21 protein-coding genes are annotated in these 21,111 nt (G+C 70.2%); 9 read left to right on the top strand and 12 right to left on the bottom strand.

The window, feature by feature from the left end; all coding sequences use genetic code 11:
- The first annotated feature begins 13 nt into the window (after positions 1–13).
- Together ACIBX3_RS34550 and ACIBX3_RS34555 are read left to right on the top strand one after the other, a co-directional pair.
- Positions 14–535 carry a SigE family RNA polymerase sigma factor gene (locus ACIBX3_RS34550; protein ID WP_397124457.1) on the top strand — a complete coding sequence of 174 codons (522 nt, stop codon included), beginning with the start codon at positions 14–16 and terminating at the stop codon, positions 533–535.
- 1 nt (position 536) lies between these two features.
- On the top strand, positions 537–1,703 hold the full coding sequence (locus tag ACIBX3_RS34555) for a hypothetical protein (protein ID WP_397124459.1): 1,167 nt from the start codon (positions 537–539) through the stop codon (positions 1,701–1,703).
- A 56-nt stretch (positions 1,704–1,759) separates the two neighbouring features.
- Here ACIBX3_RS34555 and ACIBX3_RS34560 read toward each other — a convergent pair whose 3' ends face one another.
- The 5 genes from ACIBX3_RS34560 to ACIBX3_RS34580 form a co-directional block, all read right to left on the bottom strand.
- On the bottom strand, positions 1,760–4,903 hold the full coding sequence (locus ACIBX3_RS34560) for a S8 family serine peptidase (RefSeq protein ID WP_397124461.1): 3,144 nt from the start codon (positions 4,901–4,903) through the stop codon (positions 1,760–1,762).
- Positions 4,904–5,022: 119 nt separating this feature from the next.
- Positions 5,023–5,841, bottom strand: a complete 819-nt coding sequence (locus tag ACIBX3_RS34565; RefSeq protein ID WP_397124463.1) for an endonuclease/exonuclease/phosphatase family protein — start codon at positions 5,839–5,841, stop codon at positions 5,023–5,025.
- Entirely contained in the window at positions 5,838–8,921 is a 3,084-nt protein-coding gene (locus ACIBX3_RS34570) for an alpha-mannosidase (protein ID WP_397124465.1), read from the bottom strand. The genes ACIBX3_RS34565 and ACIBX3_RS34570 overlap by 4 nt, the downstream gene beginning before the upstream one ends.
- Before the next feature lie 3 nt (positions 8,922–8,924).
- Entirely contained in the window at positions 8,925–10,265 is a 1,341-nt protein-coding gene (locus ACIBX3_RS34575) for a 6-phospho-beta-glucosidase (protein WP_397124467.1), read from the bottom strand.
- The gene (locus ACIBX3_RS34580) at positions 10,262–11,017 is read right to left on the bottom strand and encodes a DeoR/GlpR family DNA-binding transcription regulator (protein ID WP_397124469.1); all 756 of its coding nucleotides are present in this window, start codon (positions 11,015–11,017) and stop codon (positions 10,262–10,264) included. The genes ACIBX3_RS34575 and ACIBX3_RS34580 overlap by 4 nt, the downstream gene beginning before the upstream one ends.
- A 132-nt stretch (positions 11,018–11,149) precedes the next feature.
- On the opposite strand from ACIBX3_RS34580, the gene ACIBX3_RS34585 reads away from it, so the two are divergent.
- From ACIBX3_RS34585 to ACIBX3_RS34605, 5 genes are read left to right on the top strand one after another with little or no spacing between them, the layout of a single operon-like run.
- On the top strand, positions 11,150–12,121 hold the full coding sequence (locus ACIBX3_RS34585) for a PfkB family carbohydrate kinase (protein ID WP_397124471.1): 972 nt from the start codon (positions 11,150–11,152) through the stop codon (positions 12,119–12,121).
- A 3-nt stretch (positions 12,122–12,124) separates the two neighbouring features.
- Positions 12,125–13,417 carry an ABC transporter substrate-binding protein gene (locus ACIBX3_RS34590; protein WP_397124473.1) on the top strand — a complete coding sequence of 431 codons (1,293 nt, stop codon included), beginning with the start codon at positions 12,125–12,127 and terminating at the stop codon, positions 13,415–13,417.
- A 1-nt stretch (position 13,418) separates the two neighbouring features.
- Positions 13,419–14,369 carry a carbohydrate ABC transporter permease gene (locus ACIBX3_RS34595; protein WP_397124475.1) on the top strand — a complete coding sequence of 317 codons (951 nt, stop codon included), beginning with the start codon at positions 13,419–13,421 and terminating at the stop codon, positions 14,367–14,369.
- Positions 14,366–15,187: a carbohydrate ABC transporter permease gene (locus ACIBX3_RS34600; RefSeq protein WP_397124477.1), complete on the top strand. Its 822-nt coding sequence runs from the start codon at positions 14,366–14,368 to the stop codon at positions 15,185–15,187. The genes ACIBX3_RS34595 and ACIBX3_RS34600 overlap by 4 nt, the downstream gene beginning before the upstream one ends.
- Positions 15,188–15,212: 25 nt before the next feature.
- The gene (locus tag ACIBX3_RS34605) at positions 15,213–15,761 is read left to right on the top strand and encodes a hypothetical protein (protein ID WP_397124479.1); all 549 of its coding nucleotides are present in this window, start codon (positions 15,213–15,215) and stop codon (positions 15,759–15,761) included.
- Positions 15,762–15,766: 5 nt separating this feature from the next.
- Here the strand turns inward: ACIBX3_RS34605 and ACIBX3_RS34610 are convergent, their stop codons facing one another.
- The 6 genes from ACIBX3_RS34610 to ACIBX3_RS34635 all read right to left on the bottom strand — a co-directional run bounded on the left by ACIBX3_RS34610 (position 15,767) and on the right by ACIBX3_RS34635 (position 19,277).
- Positions 15,767–16,183 carry a hypothetical protein gene (locus ACIBX3_RS34610; RefSeq protein ID WP_397124481.1) on the bottom strand — a complete coding sequence of 139 codons (417 nt, stop codon included), beginning with the start codon at positions 16,181–16,183 and terminating at the stop codon, positions 15,767–15,769.
- An 81-nt stretch (positions 16,184–16,264) separates the two neighbouring features.
- Entirely contained in the window at positions 16,265–16,729 is a 465-nt protein-coding gene (locus ACIBX3_RS34615) for a PPOX class F420-dependent oxidoreductase (protein ID WP_397124483.1), read from the bottom strand.
- Positions 16,730–16,805: 76 nt separating this feature from the next.
- Positions 16,806–17,294, bottom strand: coding sequence for a hypothetical protein (locus tag ACIBX3_RS34620; protein WP_397124485.1), 489 nt, complete (start codon positions 17,292–17,294; stop codon positions 16,806–16,808).
- Positions 17,279–17,485, bottom strand: coding sequence for an FAD-dependent monooxygenase (locus tag ACIBX3_RS34625; RefSeq protein WP_397124487.1), 207 nt, complete (start codon positions 17,483–17,485; stop codon positions 17,279–17,281). The genes ACIBX3_RS34620 and ACIBX3_RS34625 overlap by 16 nt, the downstream gene beginning before the upstream one ends.
- 3 nt (positions 17,486–17,488) lie before the next feature.
- Positions 17,489–18,451, bottom strand: coding sequence for an MBL fold metallo-hydrolase (locus tag ACIBX3_RS34630; RefSeq protein ID WP_397124489.1), 963 nt, complete (start codon positions 18,449–18,451; stop codon positions 17,489–17,491).
- Positions 18,452–18,482: 31 nt separating this feature from the next.
- On the bottom strand, positions 18,483–19,277 hold the full coding sequence (locus ACIBX3_RS34635; RefSeq protein ID WP_397124491.1) for a DUF2071 domain-containing protein: 795 nt from the start codon (positions 19,275–19,277) through the stop codon (positions 18,483–18,485).
- A gap of 86 nt (positions 19,278–19,363) precedes the next feature.
- Between ACIBX3_RS34635 and ACIBX3_RS34640 the strand changes: the two genes are divergently transcribed.
- Positions 19,364–19,861 carry an NUDIX hydrolase gene (locus ACIBX3_RS34640; protein WP_397124493.1) on the top strand — a complete coding sequence of 166 codons (498 nt, stop codon included), beginning with the start codon at positions 19,364–19,366 and terminating at the stop codon, positions 19,859–19,861.
- A gap of 4 nt (positions 19,862–19,865) precedes the next feature.
- Here the strand turns inward: ACIBX3_RS34640 and ACIBX3_RS34645 are convergent, their stop codons facing one another.
- Positions 19,866–20,303 carry a DUF1772 domain-containing protein gene (locus ACIBX3_RS34645; RefSeq protein ID WP_397124495.1) on the bottom strand — a complete coding sequence of 146 codons (438 nt, stop codon included), beginning with the start codon at positions 20,301–20,303 and terminating at the stop codon, positions 19,866–19,868.
- A 189-nt stretch (positions 20,304–20,492) separates the two neighbouring features.
- Here ACIBX3_RS34645 and ACIBX3_RS34650 point away from each other — a divergent pair, with 189 nt between their 5' ends.
- Positions 20,493–20,990 carry a DinB family protein gene (locus ACIBX3_RS34650; RefSeq protein WP_397124497.1) on the top strand — a complete coding sequence of 166 codons (498 nt, stop codon included), beginning with the start codon at positions 20,493–20,495 and terminating at the stop codon, positions 20,988–20,990.
- The last annotated feature ends 121 nt before the right edge of the window (positions 20,991–21,111 follow it).

Consider the following 21,111-nt stretch of genomic DNA (forward strand, 5'->3'; position numbering starts at 1 on the left):
GCTGGAGGTGATCGTGAATTCCGCGGACCGGCGAGAGTTCCACGAGTTCGTGTCGGCGCGATCTCCCGCGCTCATGCGCCTGGCGTACCTGCTGACCGCTGGTGACCAGCACGCGGCCGAGGACTTGCTGCAGACCAGCCTGGCCAAGACCGCGCTCAGATGGAGCCGTGTCGACGACCCCGACAAATATCTCCGGCAGGTGATGTACCGCCAGCAGATCTCGTGGTGGCGGCGCAGGCGGGAGTACGCCGTCCCGGAGCTCCCCGAGCGGCCGGGCGCGGACACCGCGGACGACGTCGAGCTCAAGATCATGGTTCAGAAGGCGCTCGGCAAACTGACCGCCAAGCAGCGGGCCGTGCTCGTGCTCCGCTACTTCGAAGACCAGTCGGAGTCGACCGTGGCCGCCACGCTCGGCTGCAGCATCGGCACGGTACGCAGCACCGCGCACCGGGCCCTGGCGCGGCTCCTGCAGCTGTGTCCCGAACTCCACGACCTGTACACCCGTTCCAATGTCACCGCCAGGAAGGAACCCTGACATGAGCACTGACGAGCTGGTGAAAGACGTCCTCGGCGCGGTGGCCGACGATGCCAGGCTGCCGGCCGGCGTGGCGCAGGCCGCGTGGCGCCGGCGGACGCGCATGCGGATCACGAGGGCCGCGACCGCCGCGGCCGCGCTGGCCGCCGCCATCACCGTCGGCGTGATCACGGTGCCCCCTCTCGTCGAACGGGACACCCCCGACGTCGCCACCAGCGTGACCTGGCAGGGGGACATAGCGGCCGACCTCGACCGCTCGATCCCGGTGCACCGCGTCGCCGCCGGCCGCGTCACGCTCACCGCGTTCGCCGCCTGCGAGCCGACCTGTTCCTGGTACCTGCTCACCCATGCGGGCACGGGCGGCTACACGGGGGCGAGGTGGGGATGGGTCGACGTGGCGCCCTCGGGCCGGACGGCCGCGGTGCTGGAAGAGACGCTGCCCGCGCGCCGGATCGGCCTGGTCGACACCACCGCCGCCGGCCACCGGCGCTGGATCGATCTCGGCCGTGCCGTGGCGGGGAGCGTCGCCTGGTCCCCGGACGGGAAGCGGCTCCTGGTCACCACGTACGACCGTGTCCCCGGCCTGCTCGCCGATCCCGCAGCGGAACCGGACGCGCGACAGGTCAGGACCGGCTTCGCCATCGTGGACGTGGAGAGCGGCGATGCCGGCTTCCACGACCTGCCCGGCGACCCGGACTCCGCCGGGCTGCGCGATGATCTTTCCTGGAGCCGTGACGGCTCGCTGATCTGGGAGGACACCGGCGCCCGGCAGGAACCCCGCAAGTACTACGATCTCACCGGCCGCTCTCGCCCCGGCCCGGCCCAGGAGTCCTCGAGCGACCAGCCCGCCGGGCTTTCCCCTGACGGCCGCCTCCTGGCCATGGGCGGCAGGAGCGGCTCGGCCCCCTTCGTCGTGGACGTCCGCTCCGGCGACAGCACCCTTCTGGAGCCACCTGGTGATCATGTCATCATGCGGTCGCTGGCCTGGGCCGACGACACGCACCTGATCGCCTGGGCCCAGGACCGCGCGACCGCGGGCAGCGGCAAGTCCCGCTACCGCCTGGTGGTGGTCGACGTGGCGGGCAAGCAGGGGGTCACCCCGCTGACCGGCTGGACGGGCGCCCTCAGCCGCCCGAACTGGATGCCCGTCCTCACCACCGAACCGTGAGCTGCGGTGGGGGCGCCCAGGCCCGGCGCCGGTCGCGACCGGGCCTGGGTCGCCGGTCAGCCGGCGGCGTAGGCGCGGATGATCGTCTGGGTCACCCCCGCGCCCGCCGTGTCGGTCACCTTCGCGCGGAGGGAGACGAATCCGGCCGTACGGGGGTTCGGCAGCACGGCGGTCCAGCCGGAGCCGGTGCGGTGGACCGGGACCCGGCGCCAGCTCGTACCGTCGTCGGTGGACATCTCCAGCCGGACCGACCTCGCCTCCGCCTTCGGGGATCCGGGATTGCGCTCGATCCACAGCGGCAGGCGGGTCGTGGTGCCCGGTTCAGCGCGGTTGGAGTCGTCCAGGCCGGCGGGGCGGTAGCGGACCGCCATCAGCGGCAGCGGTTGTTCCTTGTCCGTGGTGGCGGACCTGAACGTCCACACCGACTCCACGGCGGTGGAGAGCGTCGAGTGCGGCACCTCCCGGCGCATCGACGCGGTCAGCGTGTACGTGCCCGGCTCCACGGGGAGATCGGCGCGCAGTCCGCACTCCTCCATCTCGTAGACGGCGCAGTTGGCGAGATCGGCCCTGACAAGCTCCTGCCCGTCCTCGGTGAGCGTGGCGGTGCCGGTTGCGGCGATGTCCGAGCCCGTTCGCCCCGGCCCCCCGTCGGCGAACAGCCCTGCCCCGGAGAAGGTCAGCTTGTCGCCGGTACGGCTGCCGCCCGGCAGCAGGAACGACGGCCCGGTGACCGCGGCGTTCCACACCTCGCTGGTGTGACCGCGTTTCATGAGCCGCCCGCCGTCGAAGATCAGCGCGGTGTCGATCCCGATCCCGCTCTCGTATGTCACCCCGGGAGTCCGGTAGTGGACGAGCGTGCCGGGCAGCGCGATGTCGCCGACCAGAGGTGTCAGCAACCCGGCGGGGAAATCGCTGCGCAGCCCGGCCATGGGCATGCCCGTGGCCGCCGCTCCCGAAGCCCGGTAGGTCGCGGTGACCTTCGCCAGGTCCTTCTGCCTGGCGTTGTAGCCGGGATCCTCAGGCAGGCCGCCGGTGCGCTGGTCGACGAGGTCGTAGACGTACGGGCTGGGAGACACGTCCTTGCTGAGCCACTGGGTGCTGAGACTGTAGGTCAGACCGGGCACGTGGGCGGGAATGACGAAGAGGTCAGAGTTGACGTCCGCGCCGTATGCCGCCGTCCAGGTGTTCCACACTCCATGGACCAGTCCGGTCTGGTATTGGGACTCCAGCAGGGCGCTGGGGTCGTCAAGCGTGACCCTGGCCGCCTTGCCCTGCCGTGCGTCCACCGTGACCCGCTGGTCCCCGCCGTCGACCGTCAGCGTGGAGACTGCGATCGTCCTGGGGAAATTCCCGTCGATCCTCTCCACGATGTCGATGTAGAGGCTCCAGTCGCCCTCGGGCAGCCGGACCCGCGCCACGCCGTTGCGGAAGGCCGGCGAATGGACAGTCCCGGTCTTCGCGTCGTAGATCTGGCTGAACCTGGGGGCGACCGGGAGGCCCTGCCTGCCGAGAACGGTGACGGTGACGTCGTACGACTCCGGTTCGACGTATGCGCCGGCCAGCGTGCGGATCACCGTCTCACCCGACTTCGCGGTGATCGTCCCCGGGTAGTCGCCCGGGGCCTTTCCGGCGGCGTCGATGGTGAGCGTGACCGACGCCTCGCCCTTGGCCGGGACCGTGATCCGGTCGGCCGGCAGCTTCAGCGCCTCGCCCTGCGCCGACAGGTCGAGGGTGACCGGGGCGTCGCCCGTGTTGGCGTACGTGATCGTCCTGGTCGCGGCCCGCTCGCCGGAGCCGTTCCAGGGGAACGCCGCCCACAGGCTGCCCTGCGTGGCCGTGACCTGCTGCTTCAATCCGCGTTCCAGGTCGATCAGCCCGGTGCCCTGCTGGTAGAGCGTCGCGTCCTGGGACGGGGCGGCGCTGCCGATCAGCGCGGCCTTGAGCTGCGCGCCCGTCCACTCCGGATGGCGCTGCGCCAGGATGGCCGCCGCCCCCGTCACATGCGGGGCGGCCATCGAGGTGCCGCTCATGGACCGGTAGCCGCCGCCGGCACGGGCGGCCAGGATGGACACCCCCGGCGCGGTCACCTCGGGTTTGATCGCGTGATCGCTCACGCGAGGTCCCGGGCTGGAGAAAATGGCCATGCGACCCTGTTTGTCCACCGCGCCCACCGTCAGCGCCGCCTCTGCGCTGCCGGGAGTGGACACCCTGCCGGACGGGCCGTCGTTCCCCGCCGCGGCGACGAACAGCGTGCCGGTCCGCTCCGACAGCGTGTTCACGGCCTGCTCCACCGGATCCAGGTCCGGTCCGTCCACGTCGCCGAAGCTCATGTTGACGACCTTGGCCCTGACCTCGACGGCGGCCCATTCCATGCCGGCGAGGATGACCGAGTCGGTCGGGCCGGCGACGCCGCCCACCTTCCCGATGGCCAGCCGCGCCTCCGGTGCCACTCCCCGCTGTTGCTCTCCTCTGCCCGCCACGATCGAGGCGACATGGGTGCCGTGGCCGATGGGGTCGCGGATGTCGGGGTCGTTGCTGAAGTTCCGCTCCTGCGCCACCGCGTCCTTCAGGTCCGGATGGCTGGGGTCGTAGCCGGAGTCGAGGACCGCGACGGTGACGTCCTTGCCGGTCATGCCCTGCTGCCACGCCTGCGGGGCACCGATCTGCTTGACACTCTCGGCGAGGGAGAAGGATCTGCGGCCGTCCAGCCACAGTTTGGTACGGCCCGCCACCAGGGTCCGGGCGCCCGTCAGCTCCTTCCACGTCTGGGCGGCGTTCGCCTTCGGCACGCGTACCGCGCTCATCCCGACGCTGGACAGCTGCCGGACCTGCCGGGCGCCCTGCGGCCCGGCCATACCCTGGGAGATCACGGGGATGTCGGGAGTGTGGGCGTCGCCGTACCGCCAGGCCAGCAACTGGGTGACGTCGAACAGCCGCTGGTCCAGTACGCCCTGTGAGACCAATGGCATGGCGTCCGAAGGGATCACGTACAGATGCCCTTCACGCACCTGGCTCGTGAAGTCCACCTGCCTGCCGGGTCCGGGCCGCACCTGATGCCCGCGGTCCGTGACCAGGACGCGGTCGCCGGTGATCAGCGTCACTCCGTTCGGCTGCTGCGCGGCCGCCTGGGCGGTGTGCACCGGTGTGAGGCCGGCCGCTCCTGCCGCGAGAACCGCGAGGAGCACCTTGGTTAAGTTCATGATTTTCTTAATGTGCGGGAGAAGGCGATCCGTTTCAAGCTGCTCCCTGGGGAGGCTGATCCGTCGCCGCAACCCTGGATCGTCTTCGCGACCGTCCTCGAACGTGCTGCGCCGGTGAGCTATCCGTCCTGTTCCGTACGCGGGGCCACGACGATGTCGCTGACCACGCCGAAATGGTCGGACGGCCAGACGCGGACGCCGTCGAGCACCTCCGGCTCGGTGAACGCCAGCTCGGTACGCAGCGGCTCGCCGCACAGCAGGTCGTCGCCGCCGGTGAAGATGTAGTCGATCCGGCGGGACGGCTCGCGGGCCCGCCTGGCGTAGTCGTTGGCCCGGTCGAACGTGGTGCCCGCCGAGCCGTCCCCGCCATAGGTCCAGGCATCGGCGAAGTAGACGCTCGCGCCGTCCACGACCGCGAGCCCGCGCAGGTAGCGGATCTCGTCGGAGTCGGGGTCGGCGTTGAAGTCACCCATGATCACCGGGGGCAGTTCCGGCCCGGCGAGCTTGGTCACCAGGTCCACGGTGAACCTGACCTGCTCCAGCCGGATCGCGCCGTGATCCTGCTGCCAGTTCAGGTGCGTGACGAAGCAGGGCAGCTCGCCGTAGGCGGTCTCGATCAGGGTGTACAGCAGCGCCCGGGGCTCGTGCCCGCCGTCGGGCAGGGGGAAATCGCGCTTGCACCGGATGGGTAACCGGCTGAGCACCGCGTTGCCCTGGATGCGGCCGTCGTCCTCGCAGGCGGGCGCGTACGCGATCGTGTACCCCAGCCCCTCGGCGATCTCCCGCGCCTGGCAGTAGCCGTCGTGCCGAATCACCTCCTGGAGACCGACGACGTCCGGCCGCAGCCGGGCGAGCTCGCGGCGGATCAGCGCCAGGCGCTGCGGCCACGGGCCGTTGACGCCCCAGACGTTCAGGGTGGCGACCCGGACCGTGGTCATCGCCGGCTCAGCCGGATCGTCAGTACCTGGAACGGCCGCAGCTCCAGCGGCACCGAGCCGTCCTCGGCCGGGTCGATCGGCTGGTCGAGGGGCCTTTCGAGCAGGTCGGTCAGCTCGGCGCGGGCTACCGGGAAGGAGGCGTGCAGGCGGGTGACGGCCCGGCCGCCCAGCGACTCGTACACCCGGACGACCACGTCGCCGGAGCCGTCGTCGGCCAGCTTGACCGCCTCGATGCGGGCCGCCTCGCCGTCCAGCGAGACGAGCGGTCCGGGTGCGGGCCCCGGACCGCCGGGTACGACCCTCAGCGGCAGGTTGAGGGCGTACCCGGCAGCCACCGCGTCCCCTATTGAGGCGCCGGGGACGATTGTGTAGGTCATGCGGTGCAGCCCCTGGTCGGCCTCGGGGTCGGGGGACTGCGGCGCACGGACCAGGCTGAGCCGGGCGGTCGTGGTGGTGCCGCCGTCGGAGCGGGTGGTGCGGGTGACGTCGTGGCCGTATGTGGCGTCGTTGGCGATGGCCACGCCGTAGCCGGGCTCGGACACGTGGATCCAGCGGTGGCAGGACACCTCGAAGCGGGCGGCGTCCCAGCTGGTGTTGGTGTGGGTGGGGCGGTAGAGGTGGCCGAACTGGATCTCGGCGGCCGAGCGGTCGGCGTGCACGTCCAGGGGGAAGGCGGCCTTGAGGATCTTCTGGCGTTCATGCCAGTCGATCTCGGTGGCGATCTCGATGCCCGGGCTGCCCGCGGTCACCCGTACCGTCTGGACGATCCGGGAGGCGCCGAACGCGCGCTCGATCCTGACGGCGGCGACCAGCGGGCCGCGCTCGACGACTGTGACCGACTCCGCATGGACCAGGTCGGTGTACTGGCGGCGGTAGTGCCGGTCGATGTCCCAGGCGTCCCACTGGTTGGGGAAGTCGGTGTGCAGCCGCAGCAGGTTGCCGCGGCCGCCGGGGGCGAGCACCTCGCGGTCCGCGACCAGGTCCCTGACCGAGGCGAACAGGCCGTCCTCGTCGATCTCCACCCGGACCAGGCCGTTGTCGAGGGTGGTCCCGCTGACGGTGACGGGCGCGACGGGTGACACGGGAACGCCGAGCCGCGCCGCCCCCGACCCCGGGACCTCGACGAGCACGGCGGACGAGCCGTCGGCGAGGCGTTGTACGGGCTCTCCCGTCAGGTACGCGGGCGCGGTCACCACCTCGGTGCGCTCCGCCGGGCTCGCGTTGAGCACCCAGGCGGCGCCGCCGCTCCCGGCCAGCGCCGCCGCCGCGTCCGCGACGATCGACTCCAGCTCCGCGCGCACCCGGGCGTAGGCGGCCTCGGCCTCCTGGTGCACCCAGGCGATCGAGCTGCCCGGCAGGATGTCGTGGAACTGGTGGAGCAGCACCACCTTCCACAGCCGGTCCAGCGCCGCGTACGGGTAGTCGAACCCGGCGTGCACGGCCGCGGTCGCCGCCCACAGCTCGGCCTCGCGCAGCAGGTGCTCGCTGCGCCGGTTGCCGGCCTTCGTCCGTGCCTGGCTGGTGTAGGTGGCCCGGTGCAGCTCCAGGTAGAGCTCGCCGGACCAGACGGCGGCCTCCGGCAGCTCCGCGCGGGCGGCCGCGAAGAACGCGTCCGGTTCCTCGATCACCACCCGCGGCGAGCCCTCGAGGTCGTTCAGCCGCCGCGCCTTCTCCAGCATCTCCCTGGTGGGCCCGCCCCCGCCGTCGCCGTGCCCGAACGGCAGCAGCGACCGGCTGCCGAGGCCCTTCTCGGCGTAGTTGCGTACGGCCAGGGCCAGCTCTTCGCCCTCGAACGTGCCGTTGTAGGTGTCGGCCGGCGGGAAGTGCGTGAAGATCCGCGTGCCGTCGATGCCCTCCCACCAGAACGTGTGATGGGGGAACCTGTTGGTCTGGTTCCACGAGATCTTCTGGGTGAGGAACCACTCCATCCCGGCCAGCCGAGCGATCTGCGGGTACGCGGCGGTGTAGCCGAACGAGTCGGGCAGCCACACGCCCCGGCACTCGACGCCGAACTCGTCCAGGAAGAAGCGCTTGCCGTGGATCAGCTGCCGGGCCAGCGCCTCGCCGCCGGGCAGGTTGCCGTCGGCCTCCACCCACATGCCGCCGACCGGTACCCACTGCCCGGCCTTGACCGCCTCGCGCATCCGCTCGAAGATCGCCGGGTAGCGCTCCTTGACCCAGGCGTACTGCTGCGCCTGCGGGCCGGCGAAGACGAAGTCCGGATAGTCCTTGGCCAGCGCGGTGACGTTGGCGAAGGTACGGCCGTTCTTCCGCTGGGTCTCGCGGATCGGCCACAACCACGCGCTGTCGATGTGGGCGTGGCCGACGCCGTGGATCGTGTGCGCGCTGGCGTGCGCCGGTGCCGACAGCACGCCGGCCAGGCAGGCGCGAGCGGCGGCGGCCGTGCCGGAGACGTCGTGGATGTCGAGGGCGTCCAGGCAGCGCTCCAGCGCGCGCAGGATCTCGTGCCGCCGCGGCTCGTGCGCTGGCAGCTCGGCCATCAGCTCGCTCAGCACCTCCATGTCCAGGCGCAGGTGCCAGACCTCTTCGTCCAGCACGGCCAGGTCGGCGCGCTTGAGCGTGTAGAGCGGCGCGTCGCCGGCCGTGGCCTTGTCGCCGAGCGGTGTCGGGATGAAGCCGTTGGCCAGGACGTCCGGGTTCGCGGCCATCTCCAGCAGGAGCCCGGCCCGGTCGCCGGTGATCGGGACGTACTGGTTCCGCGGCTCGATGCCCTTGATCGGGTTGCCGTCGAGGTCGTGGACGAGAGCCTCGGCCTGGCCGCCCGGCCAGTCGCCGATGAAGCCCAGGTCGAAGACGGCCTCCACGCGCCGGCCCGCCCACTCGGCCGGCACGGCGGCCGTGGCGCGCAGCCACGTCGTGGACCACGGCCGGCCCCAGGCCGTGCCCACGGAAAAGGGCTCATAAGCGGCCGCCAGTGCCTCCGCAACCGGCACCGGCTCATCGGGCACGTGCCAGGCGGCCAGCTCCAGGGGCATCGAGGCGGCGTACACGGCGGGCGCGACACGCTCGCCCAGCACGCGGGCGATCCGCTTCTCGACGAGCTGCCGGTCATCGTGCATCGGTCAGTTCCTTCCGCGGAGGTAGGCGAGCTGAGGGAGCTCGCGCTCGTAGCGTTCGAGGAGGCGGCGGGCGACGGCGACGGAGCCGACGAGCGGATGGGTGGCGAAGGCGCGCAGCGCGGCGGCGCGCGAGCCGGTCGTGGCGGACTCGATCACCGCCTGTTCGACGGCCTTGACCGAGGCCACCAGCCCGAGCGCGTGGCCGGGCAGCGGGTCGACCGACAGCGGGCGGGCCCCGTTGGCGTCCACGAAGCAGGGCACCTCCACCACGGCGTCGTGGTCGAGGCCGCCGATGGCGCCGCGGCCGCGGACGTTGAGGATGAGGGTGGTCCGCTCGTCCAGCGCGATGGCCCGCATCAACGCCAGCGCGACCTGCTCGTACCCGCCGGACTCCAGGTCGGCGCCGGCGCGATCACCGGCGCCCGCGGCCTCGCGGATGTCGGCCATGTAGGTGGTCTCCCGCTCCAGCCTGGCGCAGTCCCACGCGCGCAGCGCTGAGCCGTTCGCGTGCGCGTAGAAGCGCTGTTGCTGCTCGATGAGCAGGGCGCCGCGGGTCTGGGCGGCGGCGCGCGAGGCGGCCACCGCCTCCCTGGTGAAGTAGTAGTAGTGCAGGTACTCGTTCGGGACGCAGCCGAGCGTGCGCAGCCAGTCGGCCCCGAAGAGCTTGCCTTCCTCGAACGACGTCAGCGCGGCCTCGTCGGACAGCAGCTCGGGGAGCAGATCGCGGCCACCCACGCGGATCCCGCGCAGCCAGCCCAGATGGTTGATCCCGGCGTAGTCGAGCCAGACGGTGGCCGGGTCCACGCCGAGCGCGCCCGCCACGCGGCGGCCCAGGCCGACCGGGGAGTCGCAGATGCCGATGACGCGGTCGCCCAGGTAGGCGGACATCGCCTCGGTCACCATCCCGGCGGGGTTGGTGAAGTTGATGACCCACGCCTCGGGGGCCAGCTCGGCGATCCGCCGCGCCAGGTCGATCGCGACCGGGACCGTGCGCAGGCCGTACGCGATGCCCCCGGCGCCGACCGTCTCCTGGCCGGGCACCTCTTCCTCCAGCGCGACCCGCTCGTCGACGGCGCGGCCCTCGAGCCCGCCGACGCGGATGGCGGAGAAGACGAAGTCCGCCCCGCGCAACGCCTCGTCGAGGTCGGTGGTGACGCTCACCTCCGGGGCGTCGGCCACGCCCTCCGCCTGCTCGGCCAGCACCCGGGCGATGGCCTCGATCCTGGAGGCGTCCAGGTCGTGCAGGGTGACGTGGGTGACGCGGCCCTTGCCGTGGTCGTCGAGCAGCGCCCGATAGACGAGCGGAACCCGGAACCCGCCCCCGCCGAGTACCGTCAACCTCATACCTCGAACACCTCAACCCCCGAATCACGCAAAGTCTGAAGAGTCGCCGCATCGCTGGCGGCGTTCGTGACCACCACGTCGAGATCCTCCGGGCCGCACACCCGGGCCATCCCCGTGCCGGGGAACTTGCCGACGTCGGCCACCAGGACCACCTGGTCGCTGGCCGCGATCATGGCGCGCTTGACCGGCACCTCCACCACGGTGGTGTCCATGACATGGCCGCCGGGGCGCACGCCGCTGGTGCCGAGGAAGAGCCGGTCGGCCTTGACCTGCCGCAGATTGTCCTCGGTCAGGAAGCCCACCAGCGACCGGTAGTCCCTGCGCACCATGCCGCCGAGGAGCACGAGCTGGATGTCCTCGCTGTCCTGGAGCTCTTCCAGCACGGCCAGGCTGCTGGTCACGACCGTGAGCGAGCGGCCGCGCAGCCAGTGCGCCACGCGGTGCGCCGTCGTGCCGATGTCGAGCAGGACCGTCTCGCCGTCCTTGACCATCTCTGCGCATCTCTGCGCGATCTTGTCCTTCTCCGCCGCACGCATGGCGGCCACGTCGACGAACGGGTCGTCGTGCTGGTCGTCCATAGGCATGGCGCCGCCGTACACTCGCCTGAGTAATCCCTGCTCGGCGAGCTGAACGAGGTCGCGCCTGACCGTCGCCGTGCTGACGCCCAGCCGCTCCGCCAGGACCTCGATCGTGGCGGGGCCGTCAGTGCGCACGATGCGCACGATCAACTCATGACGTCGGTCCCGAAGCATGTCAGGGACGGTATCGCGCAAACTCGCTCACGAACAGAGCCCAAACGTAGTCAATTTTTAACGAACTATTGCGATGTTGAGCAAAGAGAGGCACGATCCAGATTCAAATCCTCCGGGTCAGAAGTGAGCAGCATGGTGTCCAGCACGTCAGACCAGGGCCAGCTCGATGTCTTCGTCTCCGGCCTTCTCTTCTTCGACGTCGTCTTCTCCGGCCTCGACCACGCCCCCAAGCTGGGCGCCGAGGCTTGGACGACCGAGATGGCGACGGGGCCGGGCGGGATCGCCAACTTCGCGTTCGCGCTGAGCAGGCTCGGGTTGCGCACCGGCCTGGCGGCGGCCTTCGGCGACGACCCCTTCGGCCGGCACTGCTGGGACACGCTCGCCGACCAGGAGGGCGTGGACCTCACCCGGTCCCGCCGCTTTCCCGGCTGGGCCACGCCGACCACGGTTTCCCTGGCGTACGACGGTGACCGGGCGCTCGTCACCCACGGCGCCTCGCCGCCGCTGGCCGCCGACGAGATGATCGGGGACCCGCCCCGAGCCCGCGCGGCGATCGTCCACCTGCGCCCGGAGCCGGTGGACTGGCCCAGCGGCACCGGCGGCCTGGTCTTCGCCGACGTCGGCTGGGATCCGACTCAGCAGTGGTCCCGCTCCATGCTCGACCAGCTCGGCGCGTGCCACGCCTTCATGCCCAACGCCCACGAGGCGATGAGCTACACCAGGACGGACACTCCCTCCGCCGCCCTGGCCAAACTGGCGGACCTGGTGCCGCTGGCGGTCGTCACTCTCGGCGGAGACGGCGCCATCGCCGTCGACGCGACCAGCGGCGAGACCGCCGAGGTCACGGGTCTTCCCGTGAACGTCTCCGATCCCACGGGCGCCGGAGACATCTTCGGGGCCGCCCTGGTCGCAGGTACGCTCGCCGGCCTTCCGCTGGCCGAGCGGCTGCGACTCGCCAATCTCGCCGCGGCGCTCTCCGTGCGCCGGGCCGGCGCGGCATCGTCCGCGCCCACCTGGGCGGACCTGGGCCGTTGGTGGCACGGGACCACGTCAACCGAGCTCCGCAGCGACTACGCGTTCATCTCCGAACTCCTGGAGGGCTAGACAATGGAACTCTCACGCAGGCATCTGCTCCTGTCCTTCGCTGCCGCGGCCATCGGCGGGACAGCCGCCTGCGGCGGCGGCAGCAGCAGCACCACCAGTAGCAGCAGCAGCCCGGGCGGTGGCGCCAAAGAGCTGACGCTGTGGTACTGGGGCGGCGGCCTGAGCGACAAGCTCGTGGCGGACGCCGTCAAGCAATTCAGCCAGACCACGCTGAAGCCCTCCGTGATCGGCGGCGACTTCAAGCAGAAGCTCGTCACCACCATGAACGGGCGCAAGTTCGTGCCCGACATCACCGGCATCAAGGGCGAGAACATCGCCTCGATGCTGGAGGAGGCCGACCGGTTCATCGACCTCAACACGCTCGGCGCCGACAAGCTGGCCTCGCAGTACGTCGAGTGGAAGTGGAAGCAGGGCTCCACCAAGGACGGCAAGCTGATCGGCTTCCCGATCGACATCGGCCCGACGGGCATGTTCTACCGCGAGGACATCTTCAAGAAGGGCGGCCTCCCCACCGACCCGAAGGACGTGTCGGCGGAGATGTCCACCTGGGACGACCTGTTCGCCGCCGGGCAGAAGCTGAAGAAGGCCGTGCCCGACGCCTTCATCGTCAGCAGCGCCGAGGGCCTGTTCGACGTGACCGTCGGCCAGGGGCCCAAGCGCTTCATCGACGAGAGCAACAAGTTCATCGGCGACCAGGCTCACATCCGCACCGCCTGGGACCTGGTCATCAAGGCCCTCCAGCTGGGCGTCGTGGCACCCAAGTTCGACGGCCAGGACATGAACGCGGCCATGACCAACGGCAAGTACGCCGCCATGATCGGCGCCGCCTGGATGGCCCTGGACATCAAGAACGGCGCGCAGGGCACCGAGGGCAAGTGGCGGGTGGCCCAGAACCCGGTCGCCCCCGCCAACATCGGCGGCTCCTTCCTGGCCCTGACCCAGCAGTGCCGCGACCCCAAGCTCGCCTTCGAGATCGTCACCTGGCTGCTCAGCCCGGAGAACGCCGCCAAGGGTTTCACCGACGCGGCGCTGTTCCCCGCCAGCCCGGCCACGTACGCGATGCCCGCCATGACCGAGGGCGACCCGTTCTTCGGCGGCCAGGCCACCATCGAGGTGCTGGGGGAGGCGGCCAAGAAGGTTCCGGTCCAGTACGAGGCCCCTGCGGACGCGGCCGTGGGCCAGCCGTTCAAGGACGAGCTCGTCAACGTCTGGACCAAGGGCAAGAACGCCGACACCGCGTGGACCGACGCGGTCGCCACCGCCAAGCAGGTCGCCGAGCGCCAGGGAGTGAGCTGAGGTGGTGTCCGCCCGCCAGGGCACACATGCCAGGCGGAAGTCAGGGATACTGCGGTCGTTCTGGCCGCAGTACCTGGCGATCTCCCCGTTCTTCGTGCTGTTCCTGGTGTTCATGCTGTTCCCCCTCCTCTTCTCCGTCGTCCTGGCGTTCCAGAAGTGGGACGGGCTCGGCGAGATGGAGTTCGTGGGGCTGCGGAACTTCGAGTTCCTGCTGAAGGACTCGTTGTTCTGGCTGTCGCTGAAGAACACGTTCCTGATCTGGTTCATGTCCACGGTGCCGATGCTCTTCCTGGCACTGGTCATCGCCAGCATGCTGAACAGCACCGTCCGCTTCGCCGGCTTCTACCGGATCGCCTATTTCGTCCCGAACGTGACCTCGGTCGTGGCGATCGCCATCTTCTTCGGCTCGGTGTTCGGCACGAACGCCGGGCTGATCAACGTCATCCTCGGCTGGCTCGGCTCGTCTCCCGTGCAGTGGCTGGTCAACGAGTGGACGATCAAAATCGTCGTCGCCACGCTGATCTGCTGGCAGTGGACCGGCTACAACGCCATCATCTATCTGGCCGGCCTGCAGGCCATACCGACCGAGCTCTACGAGGCCGCCAAGATCGACGGAGCCGGGCCCGTACAGATCTTCTTCCGCATCACGATCCCGCAGCTGCGGCCCATCATCCTGTTCACCGTGGTCATCTCGACCATCAACGGCATGCAGACCTTCACCGAGCCGCAGGTGCTGTTCTCCAGCAACGTCGCCAACGCCGCCAACTCCGGCGGCCCGGGCTCGGCCGGGCTCACCGCGATCCTGTACTTCTACCGCGAGGCCTTCAACAACAACGACTACGGCTACGGCGCCGCCATCGCCTGGGCCGTCTTCCTGGTCATCCTGCTGTTCACCGCGATCAACTGGCGCATCGTGTCGCGCCGCGACCGGCTGCCCAAGGGGGCCTCGTGAAGCGATTCCGCGGGGTGGGCCTGCACCTCACCATGATCACGGGCGTCGTCATCTCGCTGTTCCCCTTCTACTGGACAGCCGTCATGGCGACGAACACCACGAAAGACATGTACACCGTGCCGCCGAAGTTGACGTTCGGCCCCGAGTTGATGGCCAACATCGGCCGGCTGCTCTCGAACATCGACTTCTTCGGCTCGATGCTCAACACGTTCATCGTGGCCTGCAGTGTGACCGCGCTCGTGCTCTTCTTCGACTCGATCGCGGCCTTCGCCTTCGCCAAGTTCCCCTTCCCCGGCAGGAACATGCTGTTCGGCGTGCTGCTGCTGACGTTCATGCTGCCCAGCCAGCTCGCGCTGATCCCGCAGTTCGTCATCATGGTGAACCTCGACTGGGTGGGCACGCTGAACGCGCTCATCGTCCCGGCGGCGGCCAACGCCTTCGGCATCTTCTGGATGCGCCAGTACATCAGCGGCGCGGTGCCCGACGACCTGCTCGCCGCGGCCCGCATCGACGGGTGCGGCTTCTTCCGGCAGTACGCGTACGTGGCGCTGCCGGTCATCCGCCCGGGCCTGGCGTTCCTCGGCATCACCACGTTCATCGGCGCCTGGAACGACTACGTCTGGCCGCTGATCGTCATGGTCGATCCCTCGAAGCTCACGCTCCAGGTGGCGCTGTCGCAGCTCAACACGGCGCACAACACGGACTACAGCATGATCATGGCGGGGACGCTGCTCGCCGTGCTGCCGCTGGCCGTGGTGTTCACCCTGTTCGCCCGCGGCTTCATCCGCGACGCGATGAAGGGAGCCCTCCGCGGCTGACCGACTTTATGATCAAATATGCCGAATGGAGCGGATACGGCAGCTGGTCGGTGAGTCGCTGCTCTACTGTTTCGCGGTCGTCGTGCTCACCGGCGGCTTCCTGGCGTTCCACTACGTGCCCGACGGCCAGGAGGTCGCCTACGGCGGCTCCTACGCGCCGCTGAGCGGCGTTCCCATCAGCGCCGCGTACGATTCGGTGCTGACCATCAGCCTGGACGTGCCCGGCGGGCTGTCCATGCGGCAGCTCCACCACAGCTCCACGGTCGTGCTCTTCCTGGGGAGCGTCGTCTGGGCCGTGCTCGGCCGCCTCCGGTACACGCCCGCGCTCGCGGTGCTGGGCTTCGTCGTGCTCGCCGGGCTCGGCGGGTACGGATCCGCCGACGACCTGCTGTCCGGGACCTTTCTCGGGAAGGTCCCGGTCGTCGTGTGGTACGGCCTGCACCTGATGACGGCGCTGGCCGTGGGTGCGGCGCTGGTGGTCTCCTCGCGGAGGGAGGCGGCCCAGCGCCCCAGGACGCCGCGGTTCGTCGCGCTCAGCATCGTCCTCGCCGCACTGGCGATCCTCGGGCTCTGACCCGCCTACCCGCCCTGGGTCATGATGGTCTTCCAGCGCGAGCACTCGCCGGTGGGGCGCTTGCTGGTGCCGCGGCAGACCTGGACCTTGATCTGCAGCACATTGCGGTAGTCCTTGCGGAAGGTGCCGTTGCCGGGCACGCAGTTGTAGAAGCCGAAGCTCTTCCACCGCCCGTTGCTCGCGCTCTGCGCCTTGAACACGACCCAGGCGCAGCCCTTGCCGAGGGTGTCCTCCACGGTGCCGGTGACGAGGTAGCCGAACTGGTGGATGGAGACCTTGCCCCAGGCGCGGGCCATGCCGTCGGTGGAGTGGACGGAACGCCACTTCCAGATGGCGGGGGTGGCCTCGGCGGGGGTGGCGACCGCCAGCGGAAGGGCGGCGGCGGCGAGAACGGCGAGAACGGCGAGCAGACGCAAACGCATGAGGGGACTCCGGAGTGAACCAAAGGTGAATCGGACACTCCTATGGATAGGCCCTCATACTTGTGAGCGGCTTGTAAGCGTCTAGGACACCAGGCGCGCGGGGAAGCCGCCGGTCGCGATGGGCCCCCACCGGTCGATGTGGATGCGGATCAGCGACTTGTCCTGGCGGCGCATGGCCTCCCGGTATTCGGCCCAGTCGGGGTGCTCGCCGGAGATGCACCGGAAGTACTCGACCAGCCCTTCCACGGCGTCCGGCATGTCCACCACCTCGGCGTGGCCGTCGACCTGGACGTACGGGCCGTCCCAGTCATCGGACAGCACACAGATCGACACGCGGTCGTCACGGCGGGCGTTGCGGGCCTTGGCGCGGTCGGGATAGGTGGAGACCACGATCCGGCCGCCTTCGTCGACCCCGCACGTGACCGGCGAGAGCTGCGGGCGGCCGTCCGCGCGGGTCGTCGACAGCAGGCCGTGGTGCCTGATGCGGAGGAATTCCAGCAGTTCGGGCAGGTCGACGCGGCGCGCGGTGGCGATGTTCGGAGCCATCTCAGATCCTTTCGAGCATATTCAGATCTGATCCTTTCATCCCGCGACGCCGCGATCCCGCCTGCCCGGGCGCGTGTCATGCCCTCACGGTCGCCGTCCCGGACAACGTGCCGCCCAAGGCGCGGCGCAGTGCCGCCGTGACCTCGCCGGGCGTCGGCCGGGCCGGCACCGCGGCGATGTGCGCGTCCGGGCGCACGATCCACAACTCGCCGGGGCGTGCGGCGAGGGCCCGGGCGAGCGCGCCGGTGTGGTCGATGTCGCCCAGGCGCAGCAGGCGGACCGGTGCCCGGGTGGCCCGACGCGTCGCATGCAGCACGGCATCGTCATCCACCACGCCTCTCATGTCGCCGGCCATGCCGTCGCCCGTCCCGCTGCCCATGCCGCTCACCGAGAGCAGCAGGAAGCCGTCCCGGGCGATCTCCCGTAGCCGGGTCACCCGCGACCCGGTGACGGACACCGGGGCGTCCGGGACGATCACGCCGGGCGCGGCCGGGGGCACGGCGCCGCGCGGCGGGCGGCCGGCGAACGGGCGGGACGGATCGGGCGTGGTCAGCGGCGAGTCCACGTACCAGAACGGCTCGGCGAGCCGGCCCGCACGTCCCGCTGCTGGACGATCGCCTTGGAGCCGACCGCGTCGCGGCGGGGGCGCGCGTCCAGCAGCACGGACGGCACGCCCCAGCGGGCCAGCAGCAGCGCGGCGGTCTGCCCCACGGGGCCGTTGCCCAGCACCGCGACCGGCGCTTCGATGATCGCCATCCCTCAGCCCTGCAGCTCGGCCCAAACCTGACGGTCGCGCTCGGCCGTCCAGATGACCGGCCGCTCGACGCCCGACAGCTCGTCCCACAGCCGCGACACGTCGAACGGCAGGCAGTGCTCGAAGATCGGCCACCCGCCGTAGCGCCCGACGAGGGCGGCGTGCGTGGCCTCGAACGCTTCCTTGAGCGTTCCGCCGCGCTCGTGCACCGCGCCCACCTCGCGCAGCATGACCTGAAGGAAGTGCCGGGTCTGCGCGATCGCGGCCTCGACCTCGTCCCGCCCGCGGGCCACCGCCCCGCGCCCGCCGACCAGCGCCTCCGCCTTGAACGAGGCCACCCGGTCGAGCGTGCCGGCCGCCCACTCGCGGTGGAAGGCGTCGCCGGTGTAGAGCGCGGCCTGCGACTCGACCAGATCACCGGCGAACAGCACTTTCTGCCGGGGCAGCCAGGCCACGATGTCCCCTTCGGTGTGCCCGCGCCCGCAGTACTGGAGGATCAGCTCGCCCCGGTCGCCGCCGAGGTCGATCGTGAACCGGTCGGAGAACGTGGCGGTGGGCCAGGTCAGCCCGGGGATGGAGGCGGGCTCCTTGAACAGGCGCGGCATCCGCCCGTACTCCGAATCCCAGTCCTGCTGTCCGCGCTCCGCGATCAGCGCCCGGGTGTTGTCGTGCGCGACGATGACCTCCGCGTCGAAGGCGCTCGCGCCGAGTACCCGCACCGCGTGGTAGTGCGACAGGACCAGGAACTTGACCGGTTTGTCCGTGTGCTCCCTGAGCCGGGCCAGCCACGCGCGGGCGGCCACGGGCGTGGCCATGGCCTCGAAGCAGACGAGGAAGTCCTCGCCCTCCACGGCGCCGATGTTGGGGTCGCCCTCGGCGGTCAGCGCGTAGACGCCGTCGGCGAGCACCTCCAGGGTCTGCTGCTTGTCGTCGAGGTCTGCGGACGAGGCGAACGCCTTCTGCGTCATGGCGCTCCTCCTTAATTAATCAAAGGTTTTACTATTGGGGGATGGTACGTTTCGCCGGCCGCGCTTGGGAAGTTCCGACGCGCCGGGCCGGGTGGAAGCGGCGCGGTGGGGTGTGGATGTCGAAGTGCAGGCGCGGTTGGGCCAGGACCGAGTGCGGTGGCGTGTCCGGCGTGATGAGGCCGAGGCGCTCGAAGAAGGGAAACCGCGCGGAGGTGGTGGCGAGATGGCGAGGCCGCATGACCGGGTGCCAGATGCTGTAGGTCCCCACCCTGCCGCCCCGCCGCCGGTACCAGCCCAAGGTGGGATGGGTGAGCCGTTCCAGCCAGTCCGACTCGTCAGCGAAGCCGTCCAAGAGGGTGAGCGGCTGGGGGAGCTCGCTCGCGTCGCAGTGGGCGTCCCCGGCGTCGAGCCGCCAGCGGGCCGGGGCACGGTCCCAGTCCGCCTCGATACGGATGCGGTCGCGCTGCCACGGCATGCCCCACAGGTGCTGCGGGATCGCGACGACGGGGTGATCGAGGTCGGTGCCGAAGAACCAGACACCCGGCTTGCCGTACGCGGTCACGTAGGCCCGGTAGTTGATCTGACCGCAGTCGATGCTCACCTGCGGCAGGAACCGGAAGTGGAAGTCCCGGTCCTTGAAGGCGACCGCCGAGATCAGCGTGCCCGGCCCGTCCTCGAAGCCCATCGTCATCGGCGCGAAGCCCTCGGGCAGGTGCCTGGCCAGGGCGGCGGCGTCCACCCGGTAGCTGACGATGGCGAAGTCGTCCAGGTCTGTCTGTGCGTGGTACCAGCGGGGGCGCGGCCGGGGCGTGCCATCGAAGCTCATACCTCAAACAGTAGGATCACGCCCGACCATCGAAGTGCGCGAGACGCTGAATGAGGCTCACAGTACGTCGATCATGATGTAGTGGTGTGGTGGAGATCCCCGGCGGGAGCCCGGTGCCGCGGCCGAGTGCGCGTGTGGTGCTGGTCGACGATGCTGATCGGCTGCTGCTGTTCTCGAGCTCGAATCCGGCGGACGGCACCACCCGCTGGTTCACCGTAGGAGGCGGCGTCAGGCCGGGGGAGAGCCACCAGCAGGCGGCGCTGAGGGAGTTACGTGAGGAAACGGGCCTGGCGAACGTGACTTTGGGGCCGGAGGTTTGGCGAGGGCGACCCTGGACGGCGTTTCGGGACGGCATCGCATACGAGGTCCGGCAGCGTTACTTCCTGGCCCGGGTGTCCGCCTTCGAAGTCGACACGTCGGGTTTCGAGGAGCTGGAGAGGGCGTCCATCACGGGGCATCGCTGGTGGGCCGCTGCCGAACTGAGCGTCACGACGGACGTTCTGCGGCCGGCTGGGCTGCCTCGGCTGCTGGCGGGCCTCTTGAGGGACGGCCCGCCTGACCAGCCGATCCTCGTCGATGGTTGACGGCCTACAGGGCGGCCAGGCCGGCCCCGACCAGGACGAGGCCGGCTGTGGACGCCACCGCGCGCAGGGTGTTCCAGGCGGTCCACCGCGGCGAATACTCCTTCCACGGCATCCGGCCCGCGTCCAGGGCGTTGTTCATCGGCACGTTGATCACCATGGTGACCAGGAAGGACCCGGCGAAGTTCACCGCGGCGCCGGCGAAGAGCCAGGTCGCGGCCGGCCCGTCCGCCATGAGCCCCGCCACCAGCGTGATGGGCGGCGCGCCGAGGAACGGAACGTATAACCAGGGGTTGAGGATCTTCCGGCTGATGCTCCGCATCGCCGCCTCGGCCTGGGCGGGTTCGAGAGCGTTCAGGCCTGGTATGACGGACATGGAGAAGGTGTAGAAGAGGCCCGTGAGGGCGCCGTGCAGAGCGAGTGCGACAAGAGCGAGTATCAACATGGTCCTATGGTGATCCCGGTGGGATGAGACGGTCCATGCATGGCGCGCTCAATCGCATAAGCAAGCGTCTACAAGGCGCTGATCCGAAGGCACGCTGAGCCGCCACTCCATGAACCGGCCCAGGCCGCGCGGCTCGAGGCGCCAGGGTGATGCCGCCAGAATGTCGGTGGCCTTTGACAGGCTCGGCCCATGCCGAACCTGCTGCCGCCGGTGGCCGACGAGCGCTCAGCCCTCCTCGCCTTTCTCGAGGAGCAACGCAACGCGATCCGCGCCACGCTCCGCGATCTCACCTGGACGCAGGCGACCTCCACTCCCACTGCCAGCGATCTCTCGCTCGCCGCCATCCTCAAACACGTGACTCATGTCGAGCGACGCTGGATCGTCGCAGGGGTGGCCGGCCGCTCCGAAGGGATCTGGCCGGTGACCGACTGGCATGCCGAGCTACGCATGGGGCCGGCGGACACCGTCGAAAGCCTCCTGGACGGCTACGCCAAGGTGACGGCCGAAACCGGCGCGGTGATCGATTCCGTCGCCGACCTCGGCCGGCCGTGCGCTCTCGAGGGCTGCGCGCATTGGTCGGTTCGCTGGGTGCTCCTGCACCTGATCGAGGAGACCGCGCGGCACGCCGGGCACGCCGACATCATCCGGGAGTCCATCGACGGCGCCACCGAACTGGATCACCGCTGACGGCGGGCCGAGGCGAGGCCAGGACTTGACGGCTCTCAGCGCCAGGACCCGGGGGACCGGCTCTCCCGCAGCCTCCACGGCGTGGGATGGCCGACCCGGCTGCCGTCAGAACGGTCTATTG

It is taken from the genome of Nonomuraea sp. NPDC049480 (assembly GCF_044465905.1).
Taxonomy (GTDB): domain Bacteria; phylum Actinomycetota; class Actinomycetes; order Streptosporangiales; family Streptosporangiaceae; genus Nonomuraea.

Excerpts from the sequence above, each read along its gene's own strand:
- ACIBX3_RS34555 (WP_397124459.1), top strand. The coding sequence starts at position 537 with ATGAGCACTGACGAGCTGGTGAAAGACGTCCTCGGCGCGGTGGCCGAC.
- ACIBX3_RS34650 (WP_397124497.1), top strand. The coding sequence starts at position 20,493 with ATGCCGAACCTGCTGCCGCCGGTGGCCGACGAGCGCTCAGCCCTCCTC.
- ACIBX3_RS34580 (WP_397124469.1), bottom strand. The coding sequence starts at position 11,017 with ATGCTTCGGGACCGACGTCATGAGTTGATCGTGCGCATCGTGCGCACT.
- ACIBX3_RS34610 (WP_397124481.1), bottom strand. The coding sequence starts at position 16,183 with ATGCGTTTGCGTCTGCTCGCCGTTCTCGCCGTTCTCGCCGCCGCCGCC.
- ACIBX3_RS34565 (WP_397124463.1), bottom strand. The coding sequence starts at position 5,841 with ATGACCACGGTCCGGGTCGCCACCCTGAACGTCTGGGGCGTCAACGGC.
- ACIBX3_RS34585 (WP_397124471.1), top strand. The coding sequence starts at position 11,150 with ATGGTGTCCAGCACGTCAGACCAGGGCCAGCTCGATGTCTTCGTCTCC.
- ACIBX3_RS34645 (WP_397124495.1), bottom strand. The coding sequence starts at position 20,303 with ATGTTGATACTCGCTCTTGTCGCACTCGCTCTGCACGGCGCCCTCACG.
- ACIBX3_RS34635 (WP_397124491.1), bottom strand. The coding sequence starts at position 19,277 with ATGAGCTTCGATGGCACGCCCCGGCCGCGCCCCCGCTGGTACCACGCA.
- ACIBX3_RS34625 (WP_397124487.1), bottom strand. The coding sequence starts at position 17,485 with ATGGCGATCATCGAAGCGCCGGTCGCGGTGCTGGGCAACGGCCCCGTG.
- ACIBX3_RS34560 (WP_397124461.1), bottom strand. The coding sequence starts at position 4,903 with ATGAACTTAACCAAGGTGCTCCTCGCGGTTCTCGCGGCAGGAGCGGCC.
- ACIBX3_RS34570 (WP_397124465.1), bottom strand. The coding sequence starts at position 8,921 with ATGCACGATGACCGGCAGCTCGTCGAGAAGCGGATCGCCCGCGTGCTG.
- ACIBX3_RS34575 (WP_397124467.1), bottom strand. The coding sequence starts at position 10,265 with ATGAGGTTGACGGTACTCGGCGGGGGCGGGTTCCGGGTTCCGCTCGTC.
- ACIBX3_RS34590 (WP_397124473.1), top strand. The coding sequence starts at position 12,125 with ATGGAACTCTCACGCAGGCATCTGCTCCTGTCCTTCGCTGCCGCGGCC.
- ACIBX3_RS34605 (WP_397124479.1), top strand. The coding sequence starts at position 15,213 with ATGGAGCGGATACGGCAGCTGGTCGGTGAGTCGCTGCTCTACTGTTTC.
- ACIBX3_RS34630 (WP_397124489.1), bottom strand. The coding sequence starts at position 18,451 with ATGACGCAGAAGGCGTTCGCCTCGTCCGCAGACCTCGACGACAAGCAG.
- ACIBX3_RS34615 (WP_397124483.1), bottom strand. The coding sequence starts at position 16,729 with ATGGCTCCGAACATCGCCACCGCGCGCCGCGTCGACCTGCCCGAACTG.